The sequence below is a fragment of the Streptomyces sp. NPDC102274 genome (assembly GCF_044766385.1).
GTDB lineage: Bacteria > Actinomycetota > Actinomycetes > Streptomycetales > Streptomycetaceae > Streptomyces.
In genome coordinates, this window is record NZ_JBIWLW010000010.1 from 25,908 (window position 1) to 46,636 (window position 20,729).

General features: G+C 69.0%; 22 protein-coding genes and 1 tRNA gene. 14 read left to right on the forward strand and 9 right to left on the reverse strand.

From position 1 onward, the window contains the following. Nucleotide 1: 1 nt before the first annotated feature. Genes ACIRQP_RS16070 through ACIRQP_RS16080 form a run of 3 tightly spaced genes read left to right on the forward strand, consistent with a single transcriptional unit; the run spans nucleotide 2 to nucleotide 1,605 of the window. A complete protein-coding gene (locus ACIRQP_RS16070) occupies nucleotides 2-373 on the forward strand; it encodes a DUF742 domain-containing protein (protein ID WP_403889519.1) in 372 nt (123 codons plus the stop codon). Beyond that, nucleotides 351-1,052: a GTP-binding protein gene (locus ACIRQP_RS16075; protein WP_403889522.1), complete on the forward strand. Its 702-nt coding sequence runs from the start codon at nucleotides 351-353 to the stop codon at nucleotides 1,050-1,052. The genes ACIRQP_RS16070 and ACIRQP_RS16075 overlap by 23 nt, the downstream gene beginning before the upstream one ends. Nucleotides 1,053-1,065: 13 nt before the next feature. Beyond that, on the forward strand, nucleotides 1,066-1,605 hold the full coding sequence (locus ACIRQP_RS16080; protein WP_403889525.1) for a GAF domain-containing protein: 540 nt from the start codon (nucleotides 1,066-1,068) through the stop codon (nucleotides 1,603-1,605). Nucleotides 1,606-1,656: 51 nt separating this feature from the next. Here the strand turns inward: ACIRQP_RS16080 and ACIRQP_RS16085 are convergent, their stop codons facing one another. Further along, nucleotides 1,657-2,706 (reverse strand): LacI family DNA-binding transcriptional regulator, encoded by a 1,050-nt coding sequence (locus ACIRQP_RS16085; RefSeq protein WP_403890024.1) that lies wholly within the window; start codon nucleotides 2,704-2,706, stop codon nucleotides 1,657-1,659. Between the two features lie 282 nt (nucleotides 2,707-2,988). On the opposite strand from ACIRQP_RS16085, the gene ACIRQP_RS16090 reads away from it, so the two are divergent. The 3 genes from ACIRQP_RS16090 (at nucleotide 2,989) to ACIRQP_RS16100 (ending at nucleotide 5,801) form a co-directional block, all read left to right on the forward strand. Beyond that, nucleotides 2,989-3,816, forward strand: coding sequence for an ABC transporter permease (locus ACIRQP_RS16090; protein ID WP_403890027.1), 828 nt, complete (start codon nucleotides 2,989-2,991; stop codon nucleotides 3,814-3,816). A 96-nt stretch (nucleotides 3,817-3,912) separates the two neighbouring features. After that, complete coding sequence (locus ACIRQP_RS16095) at nucleotides 3,913-4,932, forward strand: ABC transporter substrate-binding protein (protein ID WP_403889528.1); 1,020 nt, start codon at nucleotides 3,913-3,915, stop codon at nucleotides 4,930-4,932. After that, nucleotides 4,929-5,801 (forward strand): ABC transporter ATP-binding protein, encoded by an 873-nt coding sequence (locus tag ACIRQP_RS16100; protein ID WP_403889531.1) that lies wholly within the window; start codon nucleotides 4,929-4,931, stop codon nucleotides 5,799-5,801. Before ACIRQP_RS16095 ends, ACIRQP_RS16100 begins: the two co-directional genes overlap by 4 nt. A gap of 269 nt (nucleotides 5,802-6,070) precedes the next feature. Here ACIRQP_RS16100 and ACIRQP_RS16105 read toward each other — a convergent pair whose 3' ends face one another. The 3 genes from ACIRQP_RS16105 to ACIRQP_RS16115 all read right to left on the reverse strand — a co-directional run bounded on the left by ACIRQP_RS16105 (nucleotide 6,071) and on the right by ACIRQP_RS16115 (nucleotide 11,577). Further along, nucleotides 6,071-6,949, reverse strand: coding sequence for a sugar phosphate isomerase/epimerase family protein (locus tag ACIRQP_RS16105; RefSeq protein ID WP_403889534.1), 879 nt, complete (start codon nucleotides 6,947-6,949; stop codon nucleotides 6,071-6,073). Between the two features lie 17 nt (nucleotides 6,950-6,966). Beyond that, a complete protein-coding gene (locus tag ACIRQP_RS16110) occupies nucleotides 6,967-10,365 on the reverse strand; it encodes a ThuA domain-containing protein (protein ID WP_403890029.1) in 3,399 nt (1,132 codons plus the stop codon). A gap of 354 nt (nucleotides 10,366-10,719) precedes the next feature. After that, entirely contained in the window at nucleotides 10,720-11,577 is an 858-nt protein-coding gene (locus ACIRQP_RS16115) for an aldo/keto reductase (RefSeq protein ID WP_403889537.1), read from the reverse strand. A gap of 158 nt (nucleotides 11,578-11,735) precedes the next feature. Here ACIRQP_RS16115 and ACIRQP_RS16120 point away from each other — a divergent pair, with 158 nt between their 5' ends. Beyond that, entirely contained in the window at nucleotides 11,736-12,647 is a 912-nt protein-coding gene (locus ACIRQP_RS16120) for a LysR family transcriptional regulator (RefSeq protein WP_403889539.1), read from the forward strand. A 57-nt stretch (nucleotides 12,648-12,704) separates the two neighbouring features. Here ACIRQP_RS16120 and ACIRQP_RS16125 read toward each other — a convergent pair whose 3' ends face one another. The 3 genes from ACIRQP_RS16125 to ACIRQP_RS16135 form a co-directional block, all read right to left on the reverse strand. Continuing rightward, entirely contained in the window at nucleotides 12,705-13,217 is a 513-nt protein-coding gene (locus ACIRQP_RS16125) for a DUF664 domain-containing protein (RefSeq protein ID WP_403889542.1), read from the reverse strand. A 238-nt stretch (nucleotides 13,218-13,455) separates the two neighbouring features. Beyond that, nucleotides 13,456-14,358, reverse strand: coding sequence for a transketolase family protein (locus tag ACIRQP_RS16130; protein ID WP_403889544.1), 903 nt, complete (start codon nucleotides 14,356-14,358; stop codon nucleotides 13,456-13,458). A gap of 90 nt (nucleotides 14,359-14,448) precedes the next feature. Next, a complete protein-coding gene (locus ACIRQP_RS16135; RefSeq protein ID WP_403889547.1) occupies nucleotides 14,449-15,150 on the reverse strand; it encodes a transketolase in 702 nt (233 codons plus the stop codon). Between the two features lie 138 nt (nucleotides 15,151-15,288). Here ACIRQP_RS16135 and ACIRQP_RS16140 point away from each other — a divergent pair. Next, nucleotides 15,289-15,362, forward strand: a tRNA-Pro gene (locus ACIRQP_RS16140). A gap of 96 nt (nucleotides 15,363-15,458) precedes the next feature. On the opposite strand, the gene ACIRQP_RS16145 is transcribed toward ACIRQP_RS16140, so the two are convergent. Both ACIRQP_RS16145 and ACIRQP_RS16150 read right to left on the reverse strand, forming a co-directional pair. Further along, complete coding sequence (locus ACIRQP_RS16145; protein ID WP_403889549.1) at nucleotides 15,459-16,715, reverse strand: tyrosine-type recombinase/integrase; 1,257 nt, start codon at nucleotides 16,713-16,715, stop codon at nucleotides 15,459-15,461. 2 nt (nucleotides 16,716-16,717) lie between these two features. Further along, nucleotides 16,718-17,080 carry a helix-turn-helix domain-containing protein gene (locus tag ACIRQP_RS16150; RefSeq protein ID WP_403889551.1) on the reverse strand — a complete coding sequence of 121 codons (363 nt, stop codon included), beginning with the start codon at nucleotides 17,078-17,080 and terminating at the stop codon, nucleotides 16,718-16,720. Between the two features lie 274 nt (nucleotides 17,081-17,354). Here ACIRQP_RS16150 and ACIRQP_RS16155 point away from each other — a divergent pair, with 274 nt between their 5' ends. The 6 genes from ACIRQP_RS16155 (at nucleotide 17,355) to ACIRQP_RS16180 (ending at nucleotide 20,686) form a co-directional block, all read left to right on the forward strand. Then, nucleotides 17,355-17,603, forward strand: a complete 249-nt coding sequence (locus ACIRQP_RS16155) for a helix-turn-helix transcriptional regulator (RefSeq protein ID WP_403889554.1) — start codon at nucleotides 17,355-17,357, stop codon at nucleotides 17,601-17,603. 1 nt (nucleotide 17,604) lies between these two features. Continuing rightward, nucleotides 17,605-17,802 carry a hypothetical protein gene (locus ACIRQP_RS16160; RefSeq protein ID WP_403889557.1) on the forward strand — a complete coding sequence of 66 codons (198 nt, stop codon included), beginning with the start codon at nucleotides 17,605-17,607 and terminating at the stop codon, nucleotides 17,800-17,802. Between the two features lie 11 nt (nucleotides 17,803-17,813). Then, nucleotides 17,814-18,173 carry a hypothetical protein gene (locus ACIRQP_RS16165; RefSeq protein ID WP_403889560.1) on the forward strand — a complete coding sequence of 120 codons (360 nt, stop codon included), beginning with the start codon at nucleotides 17,814-17,816 and terminating at the stop codon, nucleotides 18,171-18,173. Nucleotides 18,174-18,360: 187 nt separating this feature from the next. After that, nucleotides 18,361-18,552: a hypothetical protein gene (locus ACIRQP_RS16170; RefSeq protein WP_403889563.1), complete on the forward strand. Its 192-nt coding sequence runs from the start codon at nucleotides 18,361-18,363 to the stop codon at nucleotides 18,550-18,552. Further along, nucleotides 18,543-18,698, forward strand: a complete 156-nt coding sequence (locus ACIRQP_RS16175; protein WP_403889565.1) for a hypothetical protein — start codon at nucleotides 18,543-18,545, stop codon at nucleotides 18,696-18,698. Before ACIRQP_RS16170 ends, ACIRQP_RS16175 begins: the two co-directional genes overlap by 10 nt. After that, nucleotides 18,695-20,686: an AAA family ATPase gene (locus ACIRQP_RS16180; RefSeq protein ID WP_403889568.1), complete on the forward strand. Its 1,992-nt coding sequence runs from the start codon at nucleotides 18,695-18,697 to the stop codon at nucleotides 20,684-20,686. The genes ACIRQP_RS16175 and ACIRQP_RS16180 overlap by 4 nt, the downstream gene beginning before the upstream one ends. The last annotated feature ends 43 nt before the right edge of the window (nucleotides 20,687-20,729 follow it).

Sequence of the window (20,729 nt, forward strand, 5' to 3'; positions counted from 1 at the left end):
GGTGCCGCTTCCGATGGACGGTCCGTGGCTCGATGACGCGGCCGGCCGGCTCATCCGCCCGTACGCCGTGAGCGGGGGCCGGACCCGGCCGACCGCAGCCCTGGACCTGCTGACGCTGGTGATGTCCACGGGATCGGGACCCCAGGGGCATCTCGGACCCGAGCACGCCCATGCCGTCGGCCTCTGTCGGGGGCCGACCTCGGTCGCGGAGGTCGCGGCGCATCTGCGGCTCCCCGTGACGGTCACCAAGGTGCTGCTCTCCGATCTCGTGGACTGTGGGGCGATCACCGCGCGGCCACCCCACAGCTTCGACCACCCCACCGATCGATTCCTGCTGGAGGCAGTCCTCGATGGTCTACGACGACAGCTCTGACGCCCTCGCCGCCCCGGGCGCTCCTGCCGTACCCGTCTCCCCTGCCGCTCCTGCCGCTCCTGCCCCTCCTGCCGTCCCTGTCGCTCCCGTCGCTCCCGTCGCTCCCGAGCCTTTTCCCACCGCGCTGAAGGTCCTGGTCGCGGGCGGTTTCGGAGTCGGCAAGACGACATTCGTGGGAGCCGTCAGCGAGATCGCGCCGCTGAGTACGGAGGAGCTGCTGACCCAGGTCAGCACCGCGACCGACGATCTGACGGGCGTCGAGGCCAAGAAAACGACGACGGTCGCCATGGACTTCGGCAGACTGACGCTCGACGAGCGCCATGTGCTCTATCTGTTCGGGACGCCGGGGCAGGAGCGCTTCTGGTTCATGTGGGACGAGCTGTCGCGCGGCGCACTCGGGGCGATCGTGCTGGCCGACACCCGGCGGCTGGACTACTCCTTCTCCGCCGTGGACTTCTTCGAGCAGCGCGGGATCGGATTCGTCGTCGCCGTCAATGAGTTCGACGGCTCGTACCGCTATGAGCCGGAGGAGGTGCGGGCCGCGATCGATCTCAAGCCGGAGGTGCCGATCGTGCTCTGCGACGCGCGCATCGCCAGTTCCGGTATCCAGACGCTCGTCACCCTCGTACAGCATCTGATCACCGCGACCCCGGCCCCGCCCACGGCCCTCTCAGAGTGACGGAGCTTCGCGCATGATGTACGACCCGATCGGCCGTCTGCTGCTCACTCCCGTCGACCGCGAGGCACCCGACCGTGTGGTCCGGCTGCGCGGGCTCGGGCTGGGGGAGCGCGCCGAACCCGCCTTCGACGCCGTCGCCCAGCAGCTGGCCCAGCTGACGGGCGCTCCGTACGCGGTGGTCAACTTCATCGACGAGGAGCGGCAGTTCTTCGCCGGGCTGCACGCTCCGCCGGGCGCCGGGAGGGAGCGGTTCATGGCCCGTGACCACGGCTACTGCCCCTACGTGGTGGTACGGCACAAGGCGCTGGTCCTGGAGGACGTACAGGACTTCCCCCGGTTCGCCGGGAACGCGCTGGTCGACGAGACCGGCATCCGCTCCTATCTCGGGGCTCCGCTCATCGACCGTACGGGGATGGCGCTCGGCACCGTCTGTGTGGCCGACACCGAGCCGAGGCGTTGGGGGCGGACCGGTCTGGACACCATCAAGTCCTTCGCCGCCGAGCTGATGGCGCAGATCCATCGCAGGGAGGACGGGCTGATCCGACCTTCCTGACGGCCCGCTTCCTGATGGCTCGCCTCTTGAGTGATCGTCATCGAGTGTTCGTCAACATGTGTCCCAGAGAGGGGTGGTGGCGGGTGACGGAGGAGCGGTGCTGGCGCGCAGTACGACCTCGCCGCCGACCCGCAGCACCCGCGAGCGCGCTCCACGCGGCTCCCGCAGCGCGAGCGAGATCACGCTCTCGCCCATGGCGGTGAGCGGCAGCGCGACGGTCGTGAGCGGCGGAGTCAGCTCCCGTACGAGCGGGATGTCGTCGAAGCCGGCGAGCGACAGGTCCTCCGGGACCCGCAGGCCCGCCTCCCGGAAGCCAGCGAGCGCGCCCACCGCCATCACGTCCGTCACCGCGAAGACACAGGTGGGGCGGGGGCGAGCCGGGCCGTCGAGCAGTTCACGGGCCGCCGTGTAGCCGCCGTCGCGGGTGAACGCGCCATGTACGACGGACCCGGGCCGGAGGGTGACCCCGGCCTCGCCGAGCCCCTCCCGGAACCCGGCCAGCCGGTCGGAGACCGTGGTGAGTTCGCGCGGCCCGCTGAGCACCGCGAACTCCCGGTGCCCCAGGGCCAGCAGAGCGCGGGCGAGCGCCGCGGCCCCGGCGTGATTCTCCGGAAGCACGGCGTCGGCGCGCAGACTCCGGTGCCGGCTCACCACGGCGACGCGCCCGCCCGCGCGGATGTACGGCGTCACCTCGGCGGCCATCTTCCGCTCCCAGGACGGATCCTGGAAGCCCGAGCCGATCAGCAGAATGGCACGGGCCCGCTGGGCGCGGAGCATCGAGACATAGGCGATCTCCCTGGCCGGCTCCCGGAACGTACTGGCGAGCATGACCAGGACGTCCTGTTCGGCCGCCGCCCGCATCACCCCGCCCGCGATCGCGGCGAAGTAGGGGTCGCCCACGTCATGGCAGATGAGCCCCACCGTGTTGCTGGAGGCGCTGGCGAGCGCCTGGGCATGGGCGTTGGGGATGTAGCCGAGCAGATCGGCCGCCGCGTGCACCCGCTGGCGCAGCTCCTCGCGGACTCTTGTCGTGCCGTTCAGTGCTCTGGAGGCCGTCGCCAGGGAGACGCCCGCGCGGCGGGCGACGGCCTCCAGCGTCACATGGGTCTGTGCTTCCCGTTCACTCAACTCGACCCCCGGGTCGCGGTGGCGGCGGGGTCCGTGGCGGACCCCGAAACTTCGGGACGACCTATTGACCGTACGGACGGGCAGTCATTAGCGTGGCGATCACTCTATCAGAAAGCGCTTTCTGAAAGCGCTTGTAGGCGAACAGCGCACTTATAACTGCCCGGTTTTCCCGAGGAGTTCACAGTGAGCCAGAGCGTCGCGCCGGCATCGGCGCCGCAGCCGGAACCCGCACCCGCGCCCGCACCGGACAAGGGAGTGTCGGGGGTCGCCGAGCGGAACGGTCCGGGCACGGGGGAGCGGTTGGCCCGTGCCGTCGAGGCCGGCTGGCGGCCCGTCGCCCTGCTGGCGGGCTGTTTCGCCCTCTGGTGGATCATCGCGGCGGCCGAACTGGTGGAGCCGTATCTCGTCCCCTCGCCCGGCGCGACGCTCGATGTACTCACGGGCAAGGCCGACTACCTCTGGCAGCACACATGGGTGACGACCTATGAGACGCTGCTCGGTTTCGTGATCGCGGTGGTGGTCGGGGTGCTCGCGGCGGTCGTCATGGTCTACTCCTCGACCGTCGAGAAGACGCTCTACCCCATTCTTCTCTTCGCCCAGGTCGTGCCCAAGATCGCCATCGCGCCACTGTTCGTGGTCTGGCTCGGTTTCGGCATCACGCCGAAGATCCTGATCGCCGTCCTCATCGCCTTCTTCCCGGTGGTGATCTCCATGGTCACCGGCTTGAAGGCGGTCGATCCCGAGATGCTCCAACTCTCCGCCACCATGGGCGCGAAGCCCTGGCAGACCTTCGCCAAGATCCGCTTCCCGGCCTCGCTGCCGCATCTCTTCTCCGGTCTCAAGGTCGCCGTGACCCTGGCGGTGACCGGAGCGGTCGTCGGTGAGTTCGTCGGCGCCAACGAGGGGCTCGGTTATGTGATCCTCCAGGCGAACGGCAACCTCGACACCCCGATGCTCTTCGCGGGACTGCTCGTCATGTCACTGATCGGCGTCGTCCTCTTCGTCCTGGTCGAGATCGCCGAGAAATTGCTGTTGCCCTGGCACGCCAGCCGCCGGGACACCAACGTCACCACCTCGTACTGACTCGTACCGACTCGACTGCTCGACCGACTCGACCGCTCCACCGATTCGATCAATTCGACTCGACTCGACTCGATCCCGTTCAGGGAAGGGCCAGCCATGCATGCGCGCAGACTCCTGATCGGCCTCGTACCGCTGCTCCTGGTCGCCACGGCCTGTGGCGAGGACGGCTCGGGGACGACCACCAGCGACTCCGGCAAGAAGCTCGACAAGGTGACGCTCACCCTCAACTGGTATCCGTACGGCGAACACGCGCCGTTCTACTACGGCAAGCAGCAGAAGATATTCGAGAAGCACGGCATCGATCTGACGATCCGGGCGGGCCAGGGCTCGCAGAAGACCGTGCAGGCGACGGCCGCGGGCCAGACCGACTTCGGCTGGGCCGACACGCCCGCCGTCCTCAGCGGGGTGGACCAGGGCGTCAAGGTGAAAAGCCTCGGTGTCTTCCTCCAGACCACGCCCTCCTCGGTGCAGTTCTTCGCGAGCGAGAATGTCTCCACCCCCGCCGATCTCAAGGGAAAGACCATCGCGGGCACGGCCGGCGACGCGCTCACCAAGACGTTCCCGATCTTCCTGGAGAAGAACGATCTCAAGGAGTCGGACGTCCGGATCCAGAACACCGACCCGGCGGGCAAGATCGCCGCGGTGATCTCCGGCAAGACGGACGCGCTGCTCGGCTACGCCAGTGACCAGGGTCCGACCATGCAGGACAAGGCCAAGAAGGACGTGTCGTATCTGCGCTTCTCGGAGCACGGACTCAACTTCTACTCCAACGGCCTGATCGCGGGCCAGAAGGTCCTCTCCGGCAGGAGCGAGCTGGCGGGGCGCATGGTGCGGGCCGTCAGCGAGGCATGGGCGGCGGCGGAGAAGGTGCCGGAGGCGGCGGTCGCGGAGATGGACGGCGCCTCGGAGCAACTGCCGCCCACGAGCGTCCTGTTGGAGCAGTTCAGGACGACCGTCACACTGCTGCACACCGACGCGACGCGAGGCAAGGCCCCGGGCGTCAACACCGAGGGCGACTGGCAGCAGACCATCGACGTCTTCGCCGAAGCCGGTCTGGTGAAGAGCCCGAAGGCCGTCGCGGAGTACTGGGACAGCGGCACGGCGCTGAAGGGATGACGATGGCCAGGGATACGACGCTCCGGAAGCCCGACGCCTCGAAGGGCGGCTCCCCGGCGGGAGGGAGGACCGCGGGAGACGGTACGGGGGATGGGCAGACGGCGGCGGTCGGCCTTGAGGACGTGGCCGTTCGCTTCCGTACGAAGAAGCGCGATGTCACGGCCCTCCACGAGGTCTCGCTCGATGTCGCGATGGGGGAGTTCGTCGCCATCGTCGGCCCCTCGGGGTGCGGCAAGTCGACCCTCCTCAAGCTGGTCGCGGGCCTTCTGAAGGCCTCCTCGGGCGCCGTACGGCTCCAGGGCGAGCGGGTCGAAGCGCCGCGGCACGACATCGGATATGTCTTCCAGCGGGCCGCGCTTCTGGAGTGGCGTACCGCCCGGCGCAATATCCTCCTCCAGGCGGAGATGCGCAGGATGCCCGCGGAACCGGCACGACGGCGTGTGGCCGAGCTCATCGAGATGACCGGTCTCAGCGGGTTCGAGGACGCGTATCCGCATGAGCTGTCCGGTGGGATGCAGCAACGGGTCGCCCTGTGCCGGGCGTTGCTGCACGAGCCGCCCGTGCTGCTGATGGACGAGCCGTTCGGCGCGCTCGACGCCCTCACCCGCGAACAGATGAACATGGAGCTGAACCGCATCTGGCGGGAGACCGGCACCACCGTCCTGCTGGTCACCCACTCGATCTCCGAGGCGGTCTATCTGGCCGACCGGGTCGTGGTGATGAGCCCGCGCCCCGGCACGATCACCGAGATCATCGACGTGGGTCTGGAGCCCGAGCGGGACTATACGGAGACCCTCGGACGGCCCGAGTTCCGGGAGGCGGCCGGGCATATCCGGGGCTTGCTGGGGGCCGCCTCGGCGCAGGACTGACCGCCGGACCCGCCTACGGGCCCGATCCTTCGACGCACTGCTCGCGCTCGCCCCGCTGAACCGCGGGGCGAGCGCGGCCGCGTTCCTGGAAGCACAACCGGCCCAACCGGTGCGAGCGGCGGACCGGACCGAAGGGAAGGACACGGCCCCCGGCCTCGTCCGCCGCTCGGTCTCCCCGTCGAAGGGCCCCCGGCCGCCGGTGACGGCGGCCGGGGGCCCTTACGGATGACGCACGCCGGTGGTCAGCACGCTCGGTACCGCGGCGGGCGTCAGTACCGCAGCGTCGACAGATAGCGGTAGCTGTTCAGCGCGCTCGCGAACGGATCGGCCGGCGCGTCGTGCTCCACCAGCCACTGCCGTACGCCCCCGCTGCGCGCTGTGTCGAACATCGCCGGGAAGTCCAGGACACCCGAACCGACGTCCTCGAAGCCGCCGTTCTGCGCCATGTCCTTCACATGCAGCACGGGGAACCGGCGGCGGTCCGTCACGAACAGCCGGCGCGGGTCGTCCCCGCCCTTCGCCGCCCAGTACACATCCAGCTCGAAGCCCACCAGCTCCGGATCGGTCTCCTTGAGCAGGATGCCGTACAGACTCTCGCCGTCGACCACGTCGTGATCGCCGTCGTGATTGTGGAAGAGCACCTTGAGCCCGGACTCCCTGGCGATGCGCCCGGCGATGTTGAACTGCCGGGCCGCCTCGCGGTATCCGGCCGGTGAGTGCATCTCCGCGGGCAGGCTCGGTACGACCACCCAGGAGCCGCCCAGCGTGCGGACGTCCTCGATCGCCTGCGGCAGACCGCTGCCGGTGACCGTGGTGTAGGCGACATGTTCCAGGACCGCCTTGAGCCGGGTGTCGTCCAGCATCCGCCGGATCTCGGCGGCGCTGTGACCGTGCCTGCCGCTGACGCCGACCGTCGCGTAACCGATCTCCGCCAGGCGTTCGAGCGTCCCCCGGAAATCCGTCGCGAGCGGGGTGCGCATCGTGTAGAGGTGCATACCGATCCCGGACGGCGGGATGCGCCGCCGGCGATGCCCGGCCGCGGTGGTGGAACCGGTGGTGGCCGCCGCCGCGGGGGTGCTCACGCCCAGGGCCGCGAGACCGACTGCCGCGCCCGCCGTGCCCAGGAACGCTCTTCGGGTGCTGTTCATCGTCACTGTCTCTCCTCTCAGCTTACGTTGATCGGGACCGCGCCGGTCGTCGTGTCGCCCTTGTCGTCGGTGACGGTCAGATGCGCCGTGTACGCGCCCGGCCGTGCGTAGGTGTGGGCCGCGCTCGGACCCTCCGTACCCGTGCCCTTGGTGTTGTCGCCGAAGTCCCAGTGGTACGAGGCGATGGTGCGCCCGGCCGCCGGCTTCACGGTGCTGGTGAGCTGTACGGCCAGTGGCGAGCTTCCCTCGGCGGGCGCGGCCTTCAACGACACCTTCGTGGCCGGTTTCTTCTCCACCCCGGCGCCGTTGAACTGCAGCCAGTCGAGAGCGAGCAGATCCGGCTTGTCCGCCGACCAGTCCGGGTTGGTGAACACCGCGTACACCGTCACCGTGCCGCCGGGGCTCCTCAGCTTGACCGTGGGCGAGACCACGTTGCCGAAGCCGCCCGTGTTGGGGATGGTCACCTTCCCCAGCAACGGTCCGGTCGGTGAGCCGTTACGGAACTCGATGTCGCCGCCGAGACCGCCCGACGAGGCGCCCACCGTCACGGAGGTGATGCCCTTGAGATTCACCGGCTCGAAGGAGACCCAGTCACCGTCCTCGATCTCCGTCACCCGCTTACCGCCCGAGGAGTCGGCGCGGTCGGCGATCACGGTGCCTTCGTGCGCGCCGCCGGTCGCGGTACGGTGCTCCGCCTCCCGGAAGGTCGTACGGAGCGTCAGCGCCGTCGAGCCCGTCAGCGCGGGCACGCCTTCGGCGCCCTTGTCCTCGTACTGCGCGGTGATGCCGTAGTACAGGTTCTGCCCGGGGCCGTGGCTGTCCCCGGCATCGGTGACGATCTCCCCCGTACAGCCGGTGTAGTTGTCCAGCGGATGCAGATGGCTGTCATGGCCGAGCTGGGACTGTACGACCACCCGCGAGCAGTCGATTCCGCCGCCCGGTCCGGTCTTCCCGTCCTCCCGGTCCGTCACCTTCACGGTGAACGGGATGGTGTCGCCGAAGCTGAACATCCCGCCGTTCGGGGGCTGTTGGATCGTGACCACCGGTCTGGTGTTGCCGACGGTGATCTCCTGGACGGAGAGCGCCGTGAGCCCGTCGGGCCCGGTGACGGTCAGCCGGGCCGTGAACCGGCCTTTCTCCGTGTAGACATGGGAGGGATTCGGCTCGGTGGAGTCGGTGGTCCCGTCGCCGTCGAAGTCCCACGCGTAGGTCACCGGCTTGCCGCCGGGCAGCCCCGACCCCTCGCTGGAGAACTTCACCTTCAGTGGCGCCGGGCCGCTGTCCGGGGTCGTCGTGGACTTGGCGTCGGGCAGCCGGCCGTCCGCGACATAGTCGATACGGTAGATGCCGGAGCCCTCGTTGCTGCCGCCCCGGCCCGTACCGCTGCCGAGTCCGAAGTCGATGACGTACAGCGCTCCGTCGGGCCCGAAGTCGGCGTCGAAGGGCTGGTTCCACTTCAGATCGCCGAAGACACCGTTGATGGAGTGGAGATCGCCCGCCTTCACCGGATCGAACCGCGGATCCGTGAAGGTCTGGTCCTCCCGCTGGAGCGAGAAGGCCTTGAACCAGGTCCTGGTCAGCTCATACGTGAGCCATTTGCCGTCGAAGTACTCCGGGAACTTCGACGGATAGGTGTTCGCCGGGTCGTAGTCGTAGACGGGACCGCTCATCGGCCCGGCGCCGCCCGTGCCGAGCTCGGGGAATTCGGGCGAGGCGGAGTACGCGTACCAGACCGTCGCCGGCTTGGCCGCGGGCAGATCCCGTAGACCGGTGTTGTTCGGCGAGTCATTGACGATATTGGCGCAGTCGAATTTCGCCCCCGAGGTCCCGGTGGCGAAGTCGTAGTCATTGAACGGGGTGTTGTTGCCGGTGCAGTACGGCCAGCCGTAATTCCCCGCCTCGGTGATCCTGTTGTACTCGACCGTACCCTCGGGTCCCCGGTCGGCCACGGCCTCCCGCGCGTCCGGTCCGTAGTCGCCCATGAGCAGCGCGCCGCTCAGGGGATCGGTGGTGATACGGAACGGGTTGCGCAGGCCCATCGCGTAGACCTCGGGACGGGTCTTCTCCGTACCCGGCGCGAAGAGATTCCCGTCCGGGATGGAGTAGGTGCCGTCGTCCTCCGGGGTGATCCGCAGAATCTTGCCGCGCAGATCGTTCGTATTCCCGGCGGTTCCCTGGGCGTCCCAGGCGCGGCGTCCCTCGCGTTCGTCGATCGGGGCGAAGCCGTCGGAGGCGAACGGATCGGTGTTGTCGCCGGTCGCGACATACAGATCGCCGTTCTTGTCGAAGGCGATCGAACCGGCCATATGGGAATTGGCCCGGCCCTCGCCGCGCAGCGTCGGAACGGTCAGCAGCCGTTTCTCGGAGGCCGGATCGATGGTGTTTCCGGTGACCGTGAAGCGGGACAGATTGAGCCGTTTCTCGGTCTTGTCGGAGTGCAGCAGATAGAGCCAGTTGTTCGCCGCGAAATCCGGGTCGAGTGCCAGCCCGAGAAGCCCGTCGGACTGGCTCGTCATCTCCGGGGTGTACGCCAAGTCCAGCGCGGTCGAGACCTTGAGGTTGTTCTGGTCGATCACCTTGAGCTTGCCGGTGCGCTGGATGAAGAAGACCCTGCGGTCCGGGGCGACGGCCAGTTCGAAGGGGTCGGCGAGATCGCTGGTGGCCAGCGCGGTGCGCTGGAAGGCGCCCGTCTTGGTGGCGGTGCAGTCGCCGGGCTTGTTGCCCGCGGCCCACTGGATCCCGCCCAGCAGATGCTTACGGAAGGCGTCCTCCTGGAAGGCGGACGAGTCATGCCCGCCCGCGGTGAACCAGGAGCGTCCGCCGTCGTAGTTCTGGCACCACGACCACGGCTGGTCGACGCCCTCGTCCAGCCCGTCGACGCCGTCGTTCACCTTGATCTGGGCGAGCGTGTGCACCTTGCCGGTGGGGTTGGTGCGCCAGTTGTACCACTCCTCCGTACGCTCCCAGAGCTGCGGAAGGCCCTGGGTGGAGGGGTGGGTCTGGTCGAGTACCTTCACGCGGCCGGTCTGGACGGCGGGGTGCTTGTCGAAGATCGCGCCGACCAGCCCCTCGTACCAGCCCCAGTCACGCTCACTGGCGGACGCGGCATGCAGGCCGACCCAGCCGCCGCCCGCCTGTACGAAGCCCTGGAGGGCGGTGCGCTGGTCGGCGTCGAGCAGATCACCGCTCTCGGGGGTGGAGTTGGTGTTGTTGAAGACGATCGCCTGGAAGCGGGCGAGATTGTCCGCGGTGAAGGCCGCGGCGTCGTCGGTGGCCTCCACCTCGAACCCGTTCTCGCTGCCGAGCTGCTCAACAGCCTCGATTCCGGCGGGGATCGAGTCGTGTTCGAAGTTGGTGACCTTGGAGAAGACCAGAACGCGGAACGGTGCCGCGTCGGCGCGGGGCGGCGCGGCCATCCCCAGGCCGAGGACGAGCGCCAGTAACGCGAGGATGGCGAGGTAGGGGGAGAAGAAGGCGGAGGTTGGGGACAGTGCTCTGACGGAAGACGTTCTCGCGGGTGTTCTCATGGGCGCTCCCGGTGCTGGTGAGCCGAGCTGCGGGTTAGAAAGCGCTTTCTGGAGTACGTCGCACAGCGTAGGTTCAGCACTTACAGGGGGTCAATGGGTCGGAAGGGCTCTCTGTGATACGAGAGTTGGCGCCGGTCCTCGGCGGCATTCCGTCCCGACACACGGCTGACCCGCCCCGGGCCTTCGCGCCGGGGCGGGTCAGTGGTGCGTGTGTGTCCGTGAGCGCCGGTGTCGCCGGTGTCTTCAGGCCGCGTCCAGCTCCGCCACCTCGGCGGAGGTCAGTACGAGATCCGCCGCGGCGACCGAGTCGACGATGGTCTCCGGGCGGCTGGAGCCCGGGATCGGCAGAACGGTGGGCGACTTGGCCAGCATCCACGCCAGGCACACCCGCTGCGGGCTCACGCCGTGAGCCTCCGCGATCCTGGCGAACACCGCGTACGAGGAGCCGAGATCGCCCGCGCGCTTGATACCGCCGAACGGACTCCACGGCAGGAACGCGATGCCCAGCTCAGCGCAGAGTTCGAGTTCCGGCTCGCTGGAGCGGAAGGCCGGCGAGAACTGGTTCTGCACGGAGGCCAGCCGGCCGCCGAGGACCTCGTTGGCCGACCGGATCTGGTCCGGGTCGGCGTTGGAGATACCGGCCTGCAGGATCTTGCCCTCGTCGAGCAGATCGCGCAGCGCGCCGACGGACTCCTCGTAGGGAACCTTCGGGTCGGGACGGTGGAACTGGTAGAGCCCGATCGCCTCCACACCGAGCCGGCCGAGCGACGCCTCGCAGGCGCGCCTGAGGTGCTCGGGGGAGCCGTCCAGCGTCCAGGAGCCGTCTCCGGGACGCAGGTGGCCGCCCTTGGTGGCCACCAGCACCTCGGAGCCCCGGCTGTGGGAGGCCAGCGCCTTGGCGATCAGCGATTCGTTGTGGCCGACGTCGTTGGCGTCCTGGTGGTAGGCGTCCGCCGTGTCGATCAGTGTCACCCCGGCGTCCAGCGCCGCGTGGATGGTGGCGATGGACCGGGCCTCGTCGGGCCGTCCCTCGATCGACATCGGCATACCGCCCAGACCGATCGCGCTGACCTCGACGGTTCCGATGCGGCGAGTCTTCATGGTGTGGCGCACCCTTCCTGCTGCGACGCCCGCCGGATCCGGCGGACACCTTCCAGCTTCGTCGCAGGCCCGTGAGGCGTCCAATAGAAGAAAACGAACGCATTGAGTGGCCGGGGTTCTCAATCGGATCGCCTCGACAGCCCTTAGGCTCGTACGTCGTGGAACTCCGGCATCTCGAATACTTCGTCGCGGTCGCGGAAGAGCGTCACTTCACCAGGGCCGCCCAGCGGCTGATGGTCTCGCAGTCGGGACTCTCGGCCTCCGTCCGCGCCCTGGAGCGCGAGTTGGGCGCCCGGCTCTTCGTGCGCTCCACCCGCAGGGTCGAGCTGACCGGCGCCGGCCACGCCCTGCTCGTGGAGGCGGCACGCGCGCTGGCGAGCGTACGGGCGGGCCGGGAGGCGGTCGCGGCGGTCCAGGGGCTGCTGCGCGGCACCCTGTCCGTCGGCACCGAGCAGTGCGTCACGGGCGTGCACGTACCCGGCCTGCTCGCGCGGTTCCGGTCGGAGCACCCCGAGGTGGAGGTACGGCTGCGACAGGCCGGCTCCGCCTCGCTCCTGGAGGATGTGGCGGACGGACGGCTCGACCTCGCCTTCGTCGCCGTGTCCGGAGCCGTGCCCGAGGGGGTACGACTGGTGCCGCTGGCCAGCGAGCCGATGGTGCTGCTCTGCCATCCCGATCATCCGCTCGCCGGGGCGGAGAAGGCCGCGTGGGCCGAACTGGGCTGCGAGGTCTTCGTCGACTTCCACGAGGACTGGGGCGCCCGCGGCCTCACCGACCGGGCCTTCGCCGCCGCCCGCATCGAGCGGCGGGTCGCCCTGGAGGTCAATGACGTGCACAGTCTGATCGAGCTGGTCGGGCATGGCCTCGGCATCGCGGTGGTGCCCCGCCCGATCGCCCGCAAGGAGCAGGCCGCGGCGCTGCGGACCATACCGCTGGCCGGTGCGGAGGACCACCTCTGGGAGGTCTCGGCGGCCGTTCCCGAGGACCAGCGCACGGGCCCGGCCGCCCGGGAGCTGCTGTCGTACCTGACGCACGGCGGGGCGCGGCCCCCCGCACCGCACACGCCCTGAACAGAACACCTGGAGGCGTCGCCCGGAGCCGTCGCCGGCAGTCGTCTCCGGCTGGACTCAGGGGCGCTCCAGCCACCCCCGGATGAACGCGGCCTGCCCGACGTGCTGGAGATCGTCGGAAATGACGCTGACCAGCCGTACGCCGAGAGTGACGGCCGGGGTCCACGCGTCGTCGACGACCCGGCCGAGGTCCGGGTCCTTGAGCGTGCCGAGGTACTTCACCGTCCGCTCGTGAACGGCGTCGTGGTACTCGACGAGCAGTTCCCCGGTGACCCCGTCGAGTGAGGCCACATCCTTGGGGGAGTGGCCGTATCCGGTGGAGCGGCGCGAGAACGGCAGCTCGAACCTCTCCGACCACTCCTGCGCGATCCACACCTCTTCGGTACCGGCCGCGTCGGCGATGTGATCGTCCTGGACCCGGGTGAGATGCCAGATCAGCCAGGCGATCGAATTCGCCCCCTCGTCCAGCCGTACGGCCAGCTCATCGAGGGAGAGGCCGTCCACCACCTCATGGACGGTCTCTTGGATACGGCCGAAGGCGTCGATGAGCAGATCACCGCTCGCGGTCATGGCAGGCTCCACTTCTGTACGTCTTCTGCGTCCGTACGTCTTCTGCGTCCGTACGTCTTGCGCACGTCTTCCGCGGCGCCGTCGACGCCGGCCGTTCCCGGATCGAGGGTCCCGGTCCCCATCCAAGGTTGCCTCGTGCGGCCCGGCCATGCGCTCCGAGGAACCGATCCGGACGGGGACGCCTCACGAATGCCATGCGAACCCGTTCGGACTCTGCCAGGACCGCATCAGGATCGCTTCAGGGGCGCGTCAGGAACCCCGAGATCCGCTCCCTCAGCGACCGCGCGTCGAGGCCGTGCCCGGCCAGGTGCTCTTCCAACTGTCCGTAGCGGCGCAGCTCCCGGCGGGCCACACCGAGCCCCAGCACCCGGTGCGGGATCTCGGCCAGCGCGTCGTTGGCCGCGGCCGTGGAGGTGCCGGCGAGATACGGCTCGACGAGCACGACGTCCGCCGCGTCACCGCCCGCGACGGCCCGGCGCAGCGCCGCGCCGTCGAAGGGCCGCACGGTCGTCGCGTACAGCACCGTCGTATCCAGGCCCTCCGTCGCCGCCAGCACGTTGTCCAGCATCGGCCCGACGGCGACCACGACCCCGGCGCGCCCCTGGCGTACGGTGCTGAACCCGGCGCCGGTCACCGGCCGTGCCCGCTCGTTGCTCTGCATGGACAGTCGTACGTAATCCCGTCCGTCCCCGGCGGCGGCATGCCGCAGCAGGGCCTCGGCCTCGTCGGGATGGCCGGGCACATGCACCGCCCAGCCGTCGAGGGTGTCCATCAGCGCGACATCACCCGGCGCCATATGGGTGAAACCGCCCGCGGGCCAGTCGTACGAGGCCCCCGCGCTGACGAGCACGCCGCCCACGCCCTGATGCCCGAAATCCAGCTTGACCTGTTCGAAGGGGCGCTCGACCAGGAAGCTCGCGAAGGTGTGCACGATCGGCCGCAGCCCGGTGAGGGCGAGCCCGCCGCCCACTCCGACCAGCAGCTGTTCACGGATCCCGACATTGATCACGCGGTCCGGATGGCGTCGCTCCGCCGCGTCGAAGCCGTCCCGGCTGATCTCGGCGAGGACGACGGCGAGTCGCGGGTCGTCGTCCAGCAGTTGGGAGGTGGTGGAGATGAAGCGGTCGCGCATGGTGTCCATGGAAATGCCCCTCTTGACGGATGCGGTCGGCGGATGGGTTCCGCGGGTGTTTTCGGCGGGCGCCGCGGACGGACGAACGTGGCGCGGCGGTCAGGACTTGGGCTCGACGCGGGCCACGACCGCCCGTGGTCGGCCCGCGTGCGGCGCGGTGAAGGCCGCGTACAGCGCCTCGTGGTCCCGGCCGTCGACGGTCTCGGCCGACCAGCCGGCCGCCTCGAACCGCGACGCGATGCCGCCCGGCCAGCCGTACGTCGCGGAGGCGTTGTCGACCACCAGCGTGTGGAGCTGATCGAGCCCCGCCGGACCCGCGTAGGCGAGCGCCTCGTGGTTGCTGCCCTCGTCCAGCTCGGCATCGCCGATCAGCACCCACACCCGCGGGTCGGTGAGACCCTGCGCACGAAGCCCCAGCACACTGCCCACGGCGAGCGGCAGTCCGTGCCCGAGCGAGCCGCTGCCGATCTCCACGCCCTCGATGAGGGTCCGGTCGGGGTGATGCCCGAGCGGCGAGTCGTACGAGCCGAAGCCGGGCAGCGTCTCTTCGGCGAGGAACCCCTTGGCGGCGAGCACCGCGTAGTACGCCATCGGCCCGTGCCCCTTCGAGAGCAGGAACCGGTCCCGTCCCGGCGCGTCGACGGTCCCGGGCGACACGCGCAGGACCCGGTCGTACAGCACCCACAGAGCGTCCAGCGTGGAGGTCGCCGCCGGTCCGTGCTTCTCGTCACCCGTCATGAGGGCCAGCAGCCGGTTCAGATCCTGATATCCCGCAACGGAAGTCATCTCTGTCGTCGTCATGCGATCCACGGTGCAACTTCAACCACACTTGAGGTCAAGCGCCCGATCCGCCCGGAAAGCGATTCGTGACCACCGGTCCGAGTGCGGTATTGTTCTCATGCGCGTTCGGGCCGGGGAAACCCCAGGTCAGACGGGCATCGGGACGTGGCGCAGCTTGGTAGCGCACTTGACTGGGGGTCAAGGGGTCGCAGGTTCAAATCCTGTCGTCCCGACAGAGAGATAGCAGGTCAGAGGGGTCCTTCGGGGCCCCTCTTGATCGTTTCCGGGGGCGCCGTCTCACAATTTCTCACAAACGCTGTTGATCAAGGTCAGCCGAGCAGTTCGGCCAGCTTCTCCGAACCCGCCTTCAACGACTGCGGGTCGGGGTGGACGTAGGTCCGCTTCGTGAACCCGAGGTCCGAGTGACCGGCCCACGCGGAGACCACCGTGTCCGGCACCCCGTTGTTCGCCATCCACGACAGGCAGGCGTGCCGCGCGTCGTACAGCCGCACCTTCCGTACGCCGGTGGCCGCCATCAGCTTGTGCGCCTCGCGGCGCAGCTTGTCCGTCTTCCACGGTTGTCCCAGGTCGTCCACGAGCACGTACCCGCTGTCCGTGTACGCCTCCCCGGCGGCCAGCTTCTCCACTGCCTGCTGAGCCCGAAACGCCTTCAGCGCCCGCAGGACCGGCTTCGGCAGGGGCAAGGTGCGCTTCCCTGCGTCGGTCTTGGCGCCCTTCTCCACCACCTTGTTCCGTTGGCCGCGCTCGGCCGTGCGGTCGTAGACGATCGTCCGCGTGTTGGTGCCGACTGCGATCGTCCCGGCCGTCAGGTCCACGTCCGGGCTCCAGCGGGCGCCGCACACCTCCGCCGGACGCTCCGCGATCAGGGCGAGCAGCATGGGCGCGTACGAGCGGTGGCCCTGGATGCCCTCCAGGAACCTCTTCACCTCTTCCTGGTTCCACGGCTTGTGCACGGCGGTGGCCTTCTTCGCCTTTTCCTTCGCCTGCTTCGAGATGGTCACGTGCTCCGCCACGTTTCGGACCACCACACCTCGCCGCACCGCGAGGTTCAGCGCCGCACGGAACCGCCCGAGGGTGAGCCGCACCGACCGTATGCCGAGTCCCGTCCCGGGTTTCCCGCCGCGCTGGCGCCCCTCGGACACCATCCAGTCGATGAACGCTTCCACGTCCTCTTCGCTCAACTCTTGGACGGGCTTGTGTCCGAGGTACTTCCGTACGGGCCGTAGGGCGTTGTCGTAGTTGCTGGCGGTGGCCTCTTCCACGTCCCGGGTGGCCGACTTCAGCCACAGGTCCAGCAGGGCGCTCACGGTCATCTTCGCGGGGGCCACGTACGTGCCCGCACTGCGCTGGTGGCGGATGCGGGCCAGTTCGTTCTTCACCTCGGTCTTGGTGTCCTTGGTGATCGTGAGCTGCTTCCGCTTCAGCTTCGCCTGCCCGGTGGCCGGGTCGGTGACCACTTCGCCGGTGGCCTTGTCCGTCTGCGGCTCGTAGCCGATGTCCACGACGGCGCGGTATCTCGTCTGCCCCTTCGCGTTCGGCGGCAGCTTCTTGATCGGGTCGGGCATGGTCAGACCGCCAGGTCTTCGGGGTGGCCGCAGTCGTTGCAAGTGCGCGGCCCGGGGCCGGTGATCTCGCGGTTGTCGTAGCTGTGGCCGTGGACGGCACACGGGTCGGCCGGTGGGGCGCCGGACGAGAGCAGGGCGGTCGGGTGGACCCCGAAGACGGCCGCGAGCGCTTCCAGGTCGTCCACGGTGATCCGTCGGCCGCCGCTCTCCAGGCGGGTCACCCCGGACTGCGCGAGGGGATACCCCGCCTCGGTGAGCCGACGGGACAGGTCGTCGGTCGTCCACTGACGTCGTTCTCGCAGGTCACGCACGGTGCGTGCGACCTGCTTCGTGAGTTCGCCCCAAGGGCGTGTGGTCTTGGGCATAGCAGCATAGTAGCAGTGATGCGATGTTCGCATCAAGACGATGCGGAGTCCGCATAACCTGACGATGCTCGCCGTTTAAACGGCAAATGTTGTGTCGCGGAGACTTGCCTGTTCATTACCTCATTGGCTGACCTGCACTGTCCTTGATCAAGTTCTGTGTAAACGCTGCCAAAGTACCTGGGATCAGGCACTATGCAGCCAGATAGCACCCTCTGTGCCGTGGAAAAATTAGTGCAACGACGGAAAGTCCCGGCAAGAAAGCGAGGGCAATGGAATGAATCAGCCGACGCTCGAAGAGATCAACACGTGGCCCGCCACGGTCTCGATCACGCGTTGCGCCTCGGCGCTCGGGTGCAGCAAGTCCGCCCTGTACGAGTTGGTCAAGCAGGGCAAGGCGCCGGTCCGGATGCTCCGGCTTGGCACCGGTCGCACGGTGGCGGTCACCAGCTCGCTGGTGGCGCTGCTCTCGGAGACCGGCGGCCCTACCCCGTCCGCCCCGGCCTCTGCGCTCGTGGCGGCCTGACTTGGCGGCCCTGGACTCGCGCCTGTACCTGACTGCCGACGGCGGCGGCCGGGTGGAGAGCGTGACCCACCCCGAGACCGGCGAACGCGTCTGGTCCTGCTCTTCCTGCGAGGCGCACGGCAAGGGCGAGGAGCAAGGCCAGAAGCACGCCGCCGGATGCACCACCGACCGCAACACCCTCCAGCACCAATTCCTCTGAGAGGCAAGATCATGACGAACTACACCACCGATGCAGACGGCCGGATCACGCTGTCGGCCAAGCAGCAGGGCCCGTTGGCCAACATCACGGACGACGAGATGTACGACGTGATCGACACCGAGTGGCAGTACGAGCTGTCCAATGCGGCCGACGCCCGCGAGGTCTCCATGGCGCCGGAGCGCGGCGACCACATCGGCAAGCAGTACACGACCGTCGGCGGGAACGTCGTCACCACGGCGACCACCGCTGAAGGCGAGGTGGCTTTCCTGTACTGCTACGGCTGCGGTGAGCGCCGGGAGTTCGGCTACGGCTGGGACGACCGCGCCCGCGAGCATGCCAACAAGCACGCGGGCGAGTGCCGCGCCGCCTGACCCCGGAAACGCCGAAGCGGCGCCCTCAGGGGACGCCGCTCCGACTGACAAAGTGCAGACCTGGCCCCGCCGAGAGCCCGGTATCTACGTATTCAGGATACCGCCCCTCCGGCCTGGTCTCCGGTCCCCAGACGATCCCCCATCGGCCGAGCACGCGAGACGAACCTACTCGTGCGGAGGGGCCGAAATGATCAAGTCCAGCGCTCATGAGGGGCGCAGCTGGATGCCGTCCAAGACGGACGAGCAGTACAACGCGGAGATGGTCCGAGACTCCCTGGACGCCTTCGAAGCCGTGGCGCGGGAGACCGGTCAGCCGATCGACGAACTGCGGACCGTGATCGCCATGCGTCCCACCAAGGAGGGATCGCCGTGGACGTGACCCGCAACGACGGAACGGCCGGAGAGTTGAACCCCTCCGACCGCCGTATGCCCGAGGGCCGGGCGGACGCTCCGGCAGACCCCTGGGATGCCTTCTGGCTGCACTTGGCCGAGCTGTTCGAGGCTCAGGCAGGGGGACAGTCGTGAAGTACGTGAAGGGCGCTGAGCGCCCCGAACTGCCTCCGGTGGCCCCGACGTCCACCGACCCTGGGAACGGCGCCCTGGCGGACCCTGACGGCCTGCTGGCGGCGGCCCTCGCTCTCGCGGCCGAGGGCGGGAAGGTTTTCCCGTGCCACCGGGTCACCGAGGACGGGTGCACCTGCGGCAACTACGCCTGCAAGTCGCCCGGCAAGCATCCACGCAACGACCACGGCTCGAAGGACGCCACCACCGAGCCGGAGACGATCCGCATGTGGTGGATCAAGTGGGGCCAGCACGGGCGGTTGAACCTGGGGCAGACGCTCACCGGGCGCGCCGTGGTGGATGTGGACGTGGCCGAGGGGAAGCCGGGAGAGGCCACCTGGGAGGCGCTGAGCGCCGCTCAGGACGTGCCCAAGACGCTGACGTACCGAACGGGTCGCGCGGGCCTCCAGATGGTCTTCCAGCTCCCCGACGGGGAGACCGGCGGCAAGGCCGACGGCTACTCGAACACCCTTGGGGAGGCCGTGGACTTCAAGACGGGGCCGGGCGCGTACGTCATGGTCCCGGGGTCCAAGACGTACGACGTTTACACGGTCGTCCACGGCGCCGAACCGGCGCCGCTGCCCGCCTGGGTGGCGGATCTGGCACGCACGGCGGTGCCCGGTACGGGTGGCAGCGTGGTAGCTGGCCGGCTGGAGGGGGCCCACCTCTCTGACCTGCTCTCTCTTCCTGCCGACGACCCCGCGCGCGGGAACAACTGGCTGGCGGCGGTGGCCGGGCACTACGCCGCCGACGCCTGGAAGTTCGCCCCGCCGCGCGGCTGGTCCTGGTACTCGGACATGGCACGCGCCGCCAACTCCGCGTCCGCCGATCCGATCGGCGAAGCTGACCTGCTGAAGACCATGCGGTCCATCTGGGACACGGAGGCCCGGCAGCACGAGCAGGCGGAGGCGGAGGCCGTGGAGAACCAGGCCGCCGCGCTGCTGGACGAAATGCTCACGCTGGACGACCTCGCGGCCATCCCTCCGGCGCGGCCCGTGCTGAAGGGATACCTGTACCGGGGCACCGTGGCGCGGATGTACGGCGCGTCCGGCTCCATGAAGTCCTTCCTGGCGCTGGATGTTGCCGTCCACGTGGCGAACGGCTGGGACTGGCACGGGCACCGCGTGGAGGCCGGGCCGGTGGTCTACATCGTGGCCGAGGGCGCCGCCGGTGTCTGGAAGCGCGGTGCCGCCTGGCAGCAGCACCACGGTAAGAAGATCGGCCCGAACCTGAAGTTCCTGCCCCGCCCCGTCCAGGTCACCGGTCCCGAGTGGGACGCCCTGGTGGCGGCCTGCGAGCGGCTGCGCCCCGTGCTGGTGGTGCTGGACACGCAGGCCCGCGTAACGGTCGGTGTGGACGAGAACAGCAACACCGACATGGGCGAAGTCGTAGCCCTGGTGGACCGGTTGAAGGCCACCACGGGGGCGTGCGTGTGGCTGGTGCACCACACCGGGCACAACGCCGACCGGTCGCGCGGGGCGTCGGCGGTGAAGGGCGCGATGGACACCGAGCTGTCCGTGAAGCGGGACGGCAAGGAGCTGGACGAGACGACGGTGACGCTCGGGGTCGAGAAGCAGAAGGACGCGGAGGAACTGCCGGACAAGGTGTTCCAGCCCCGACAGGTGGTCCTGGACGGCCTGGCGGACGAGGACGGCGACCCGGTCACGTCCGTGGTCCTGGTGCCGCTGAAGCACGCCCCGCGTGACCCGGACAAGGCGGCGCCGCTGAAGGCCGCGATCCTCGCGCACCTTTGCCAGTCCGACCCCGAGCCGGTGTCGCAGGCCCGCTTCCGTTCGGGCCCGTACAAGCCGGAGAAGACCCACAACACCGCCGTGTCGGCGGCCTTCGGGGAGCTGAAGGATGCCGGACGGATCGTTCAGCTCGGGGTCAAGGGCTACGTCCTCGGGGACGCCGAAAAGGCCGCCGGACCTGTTCAGACGATCTTGAAATGAACCCCTGTTCTGAACAGGTCTGAGGCTCTGACCTGTTCAACGG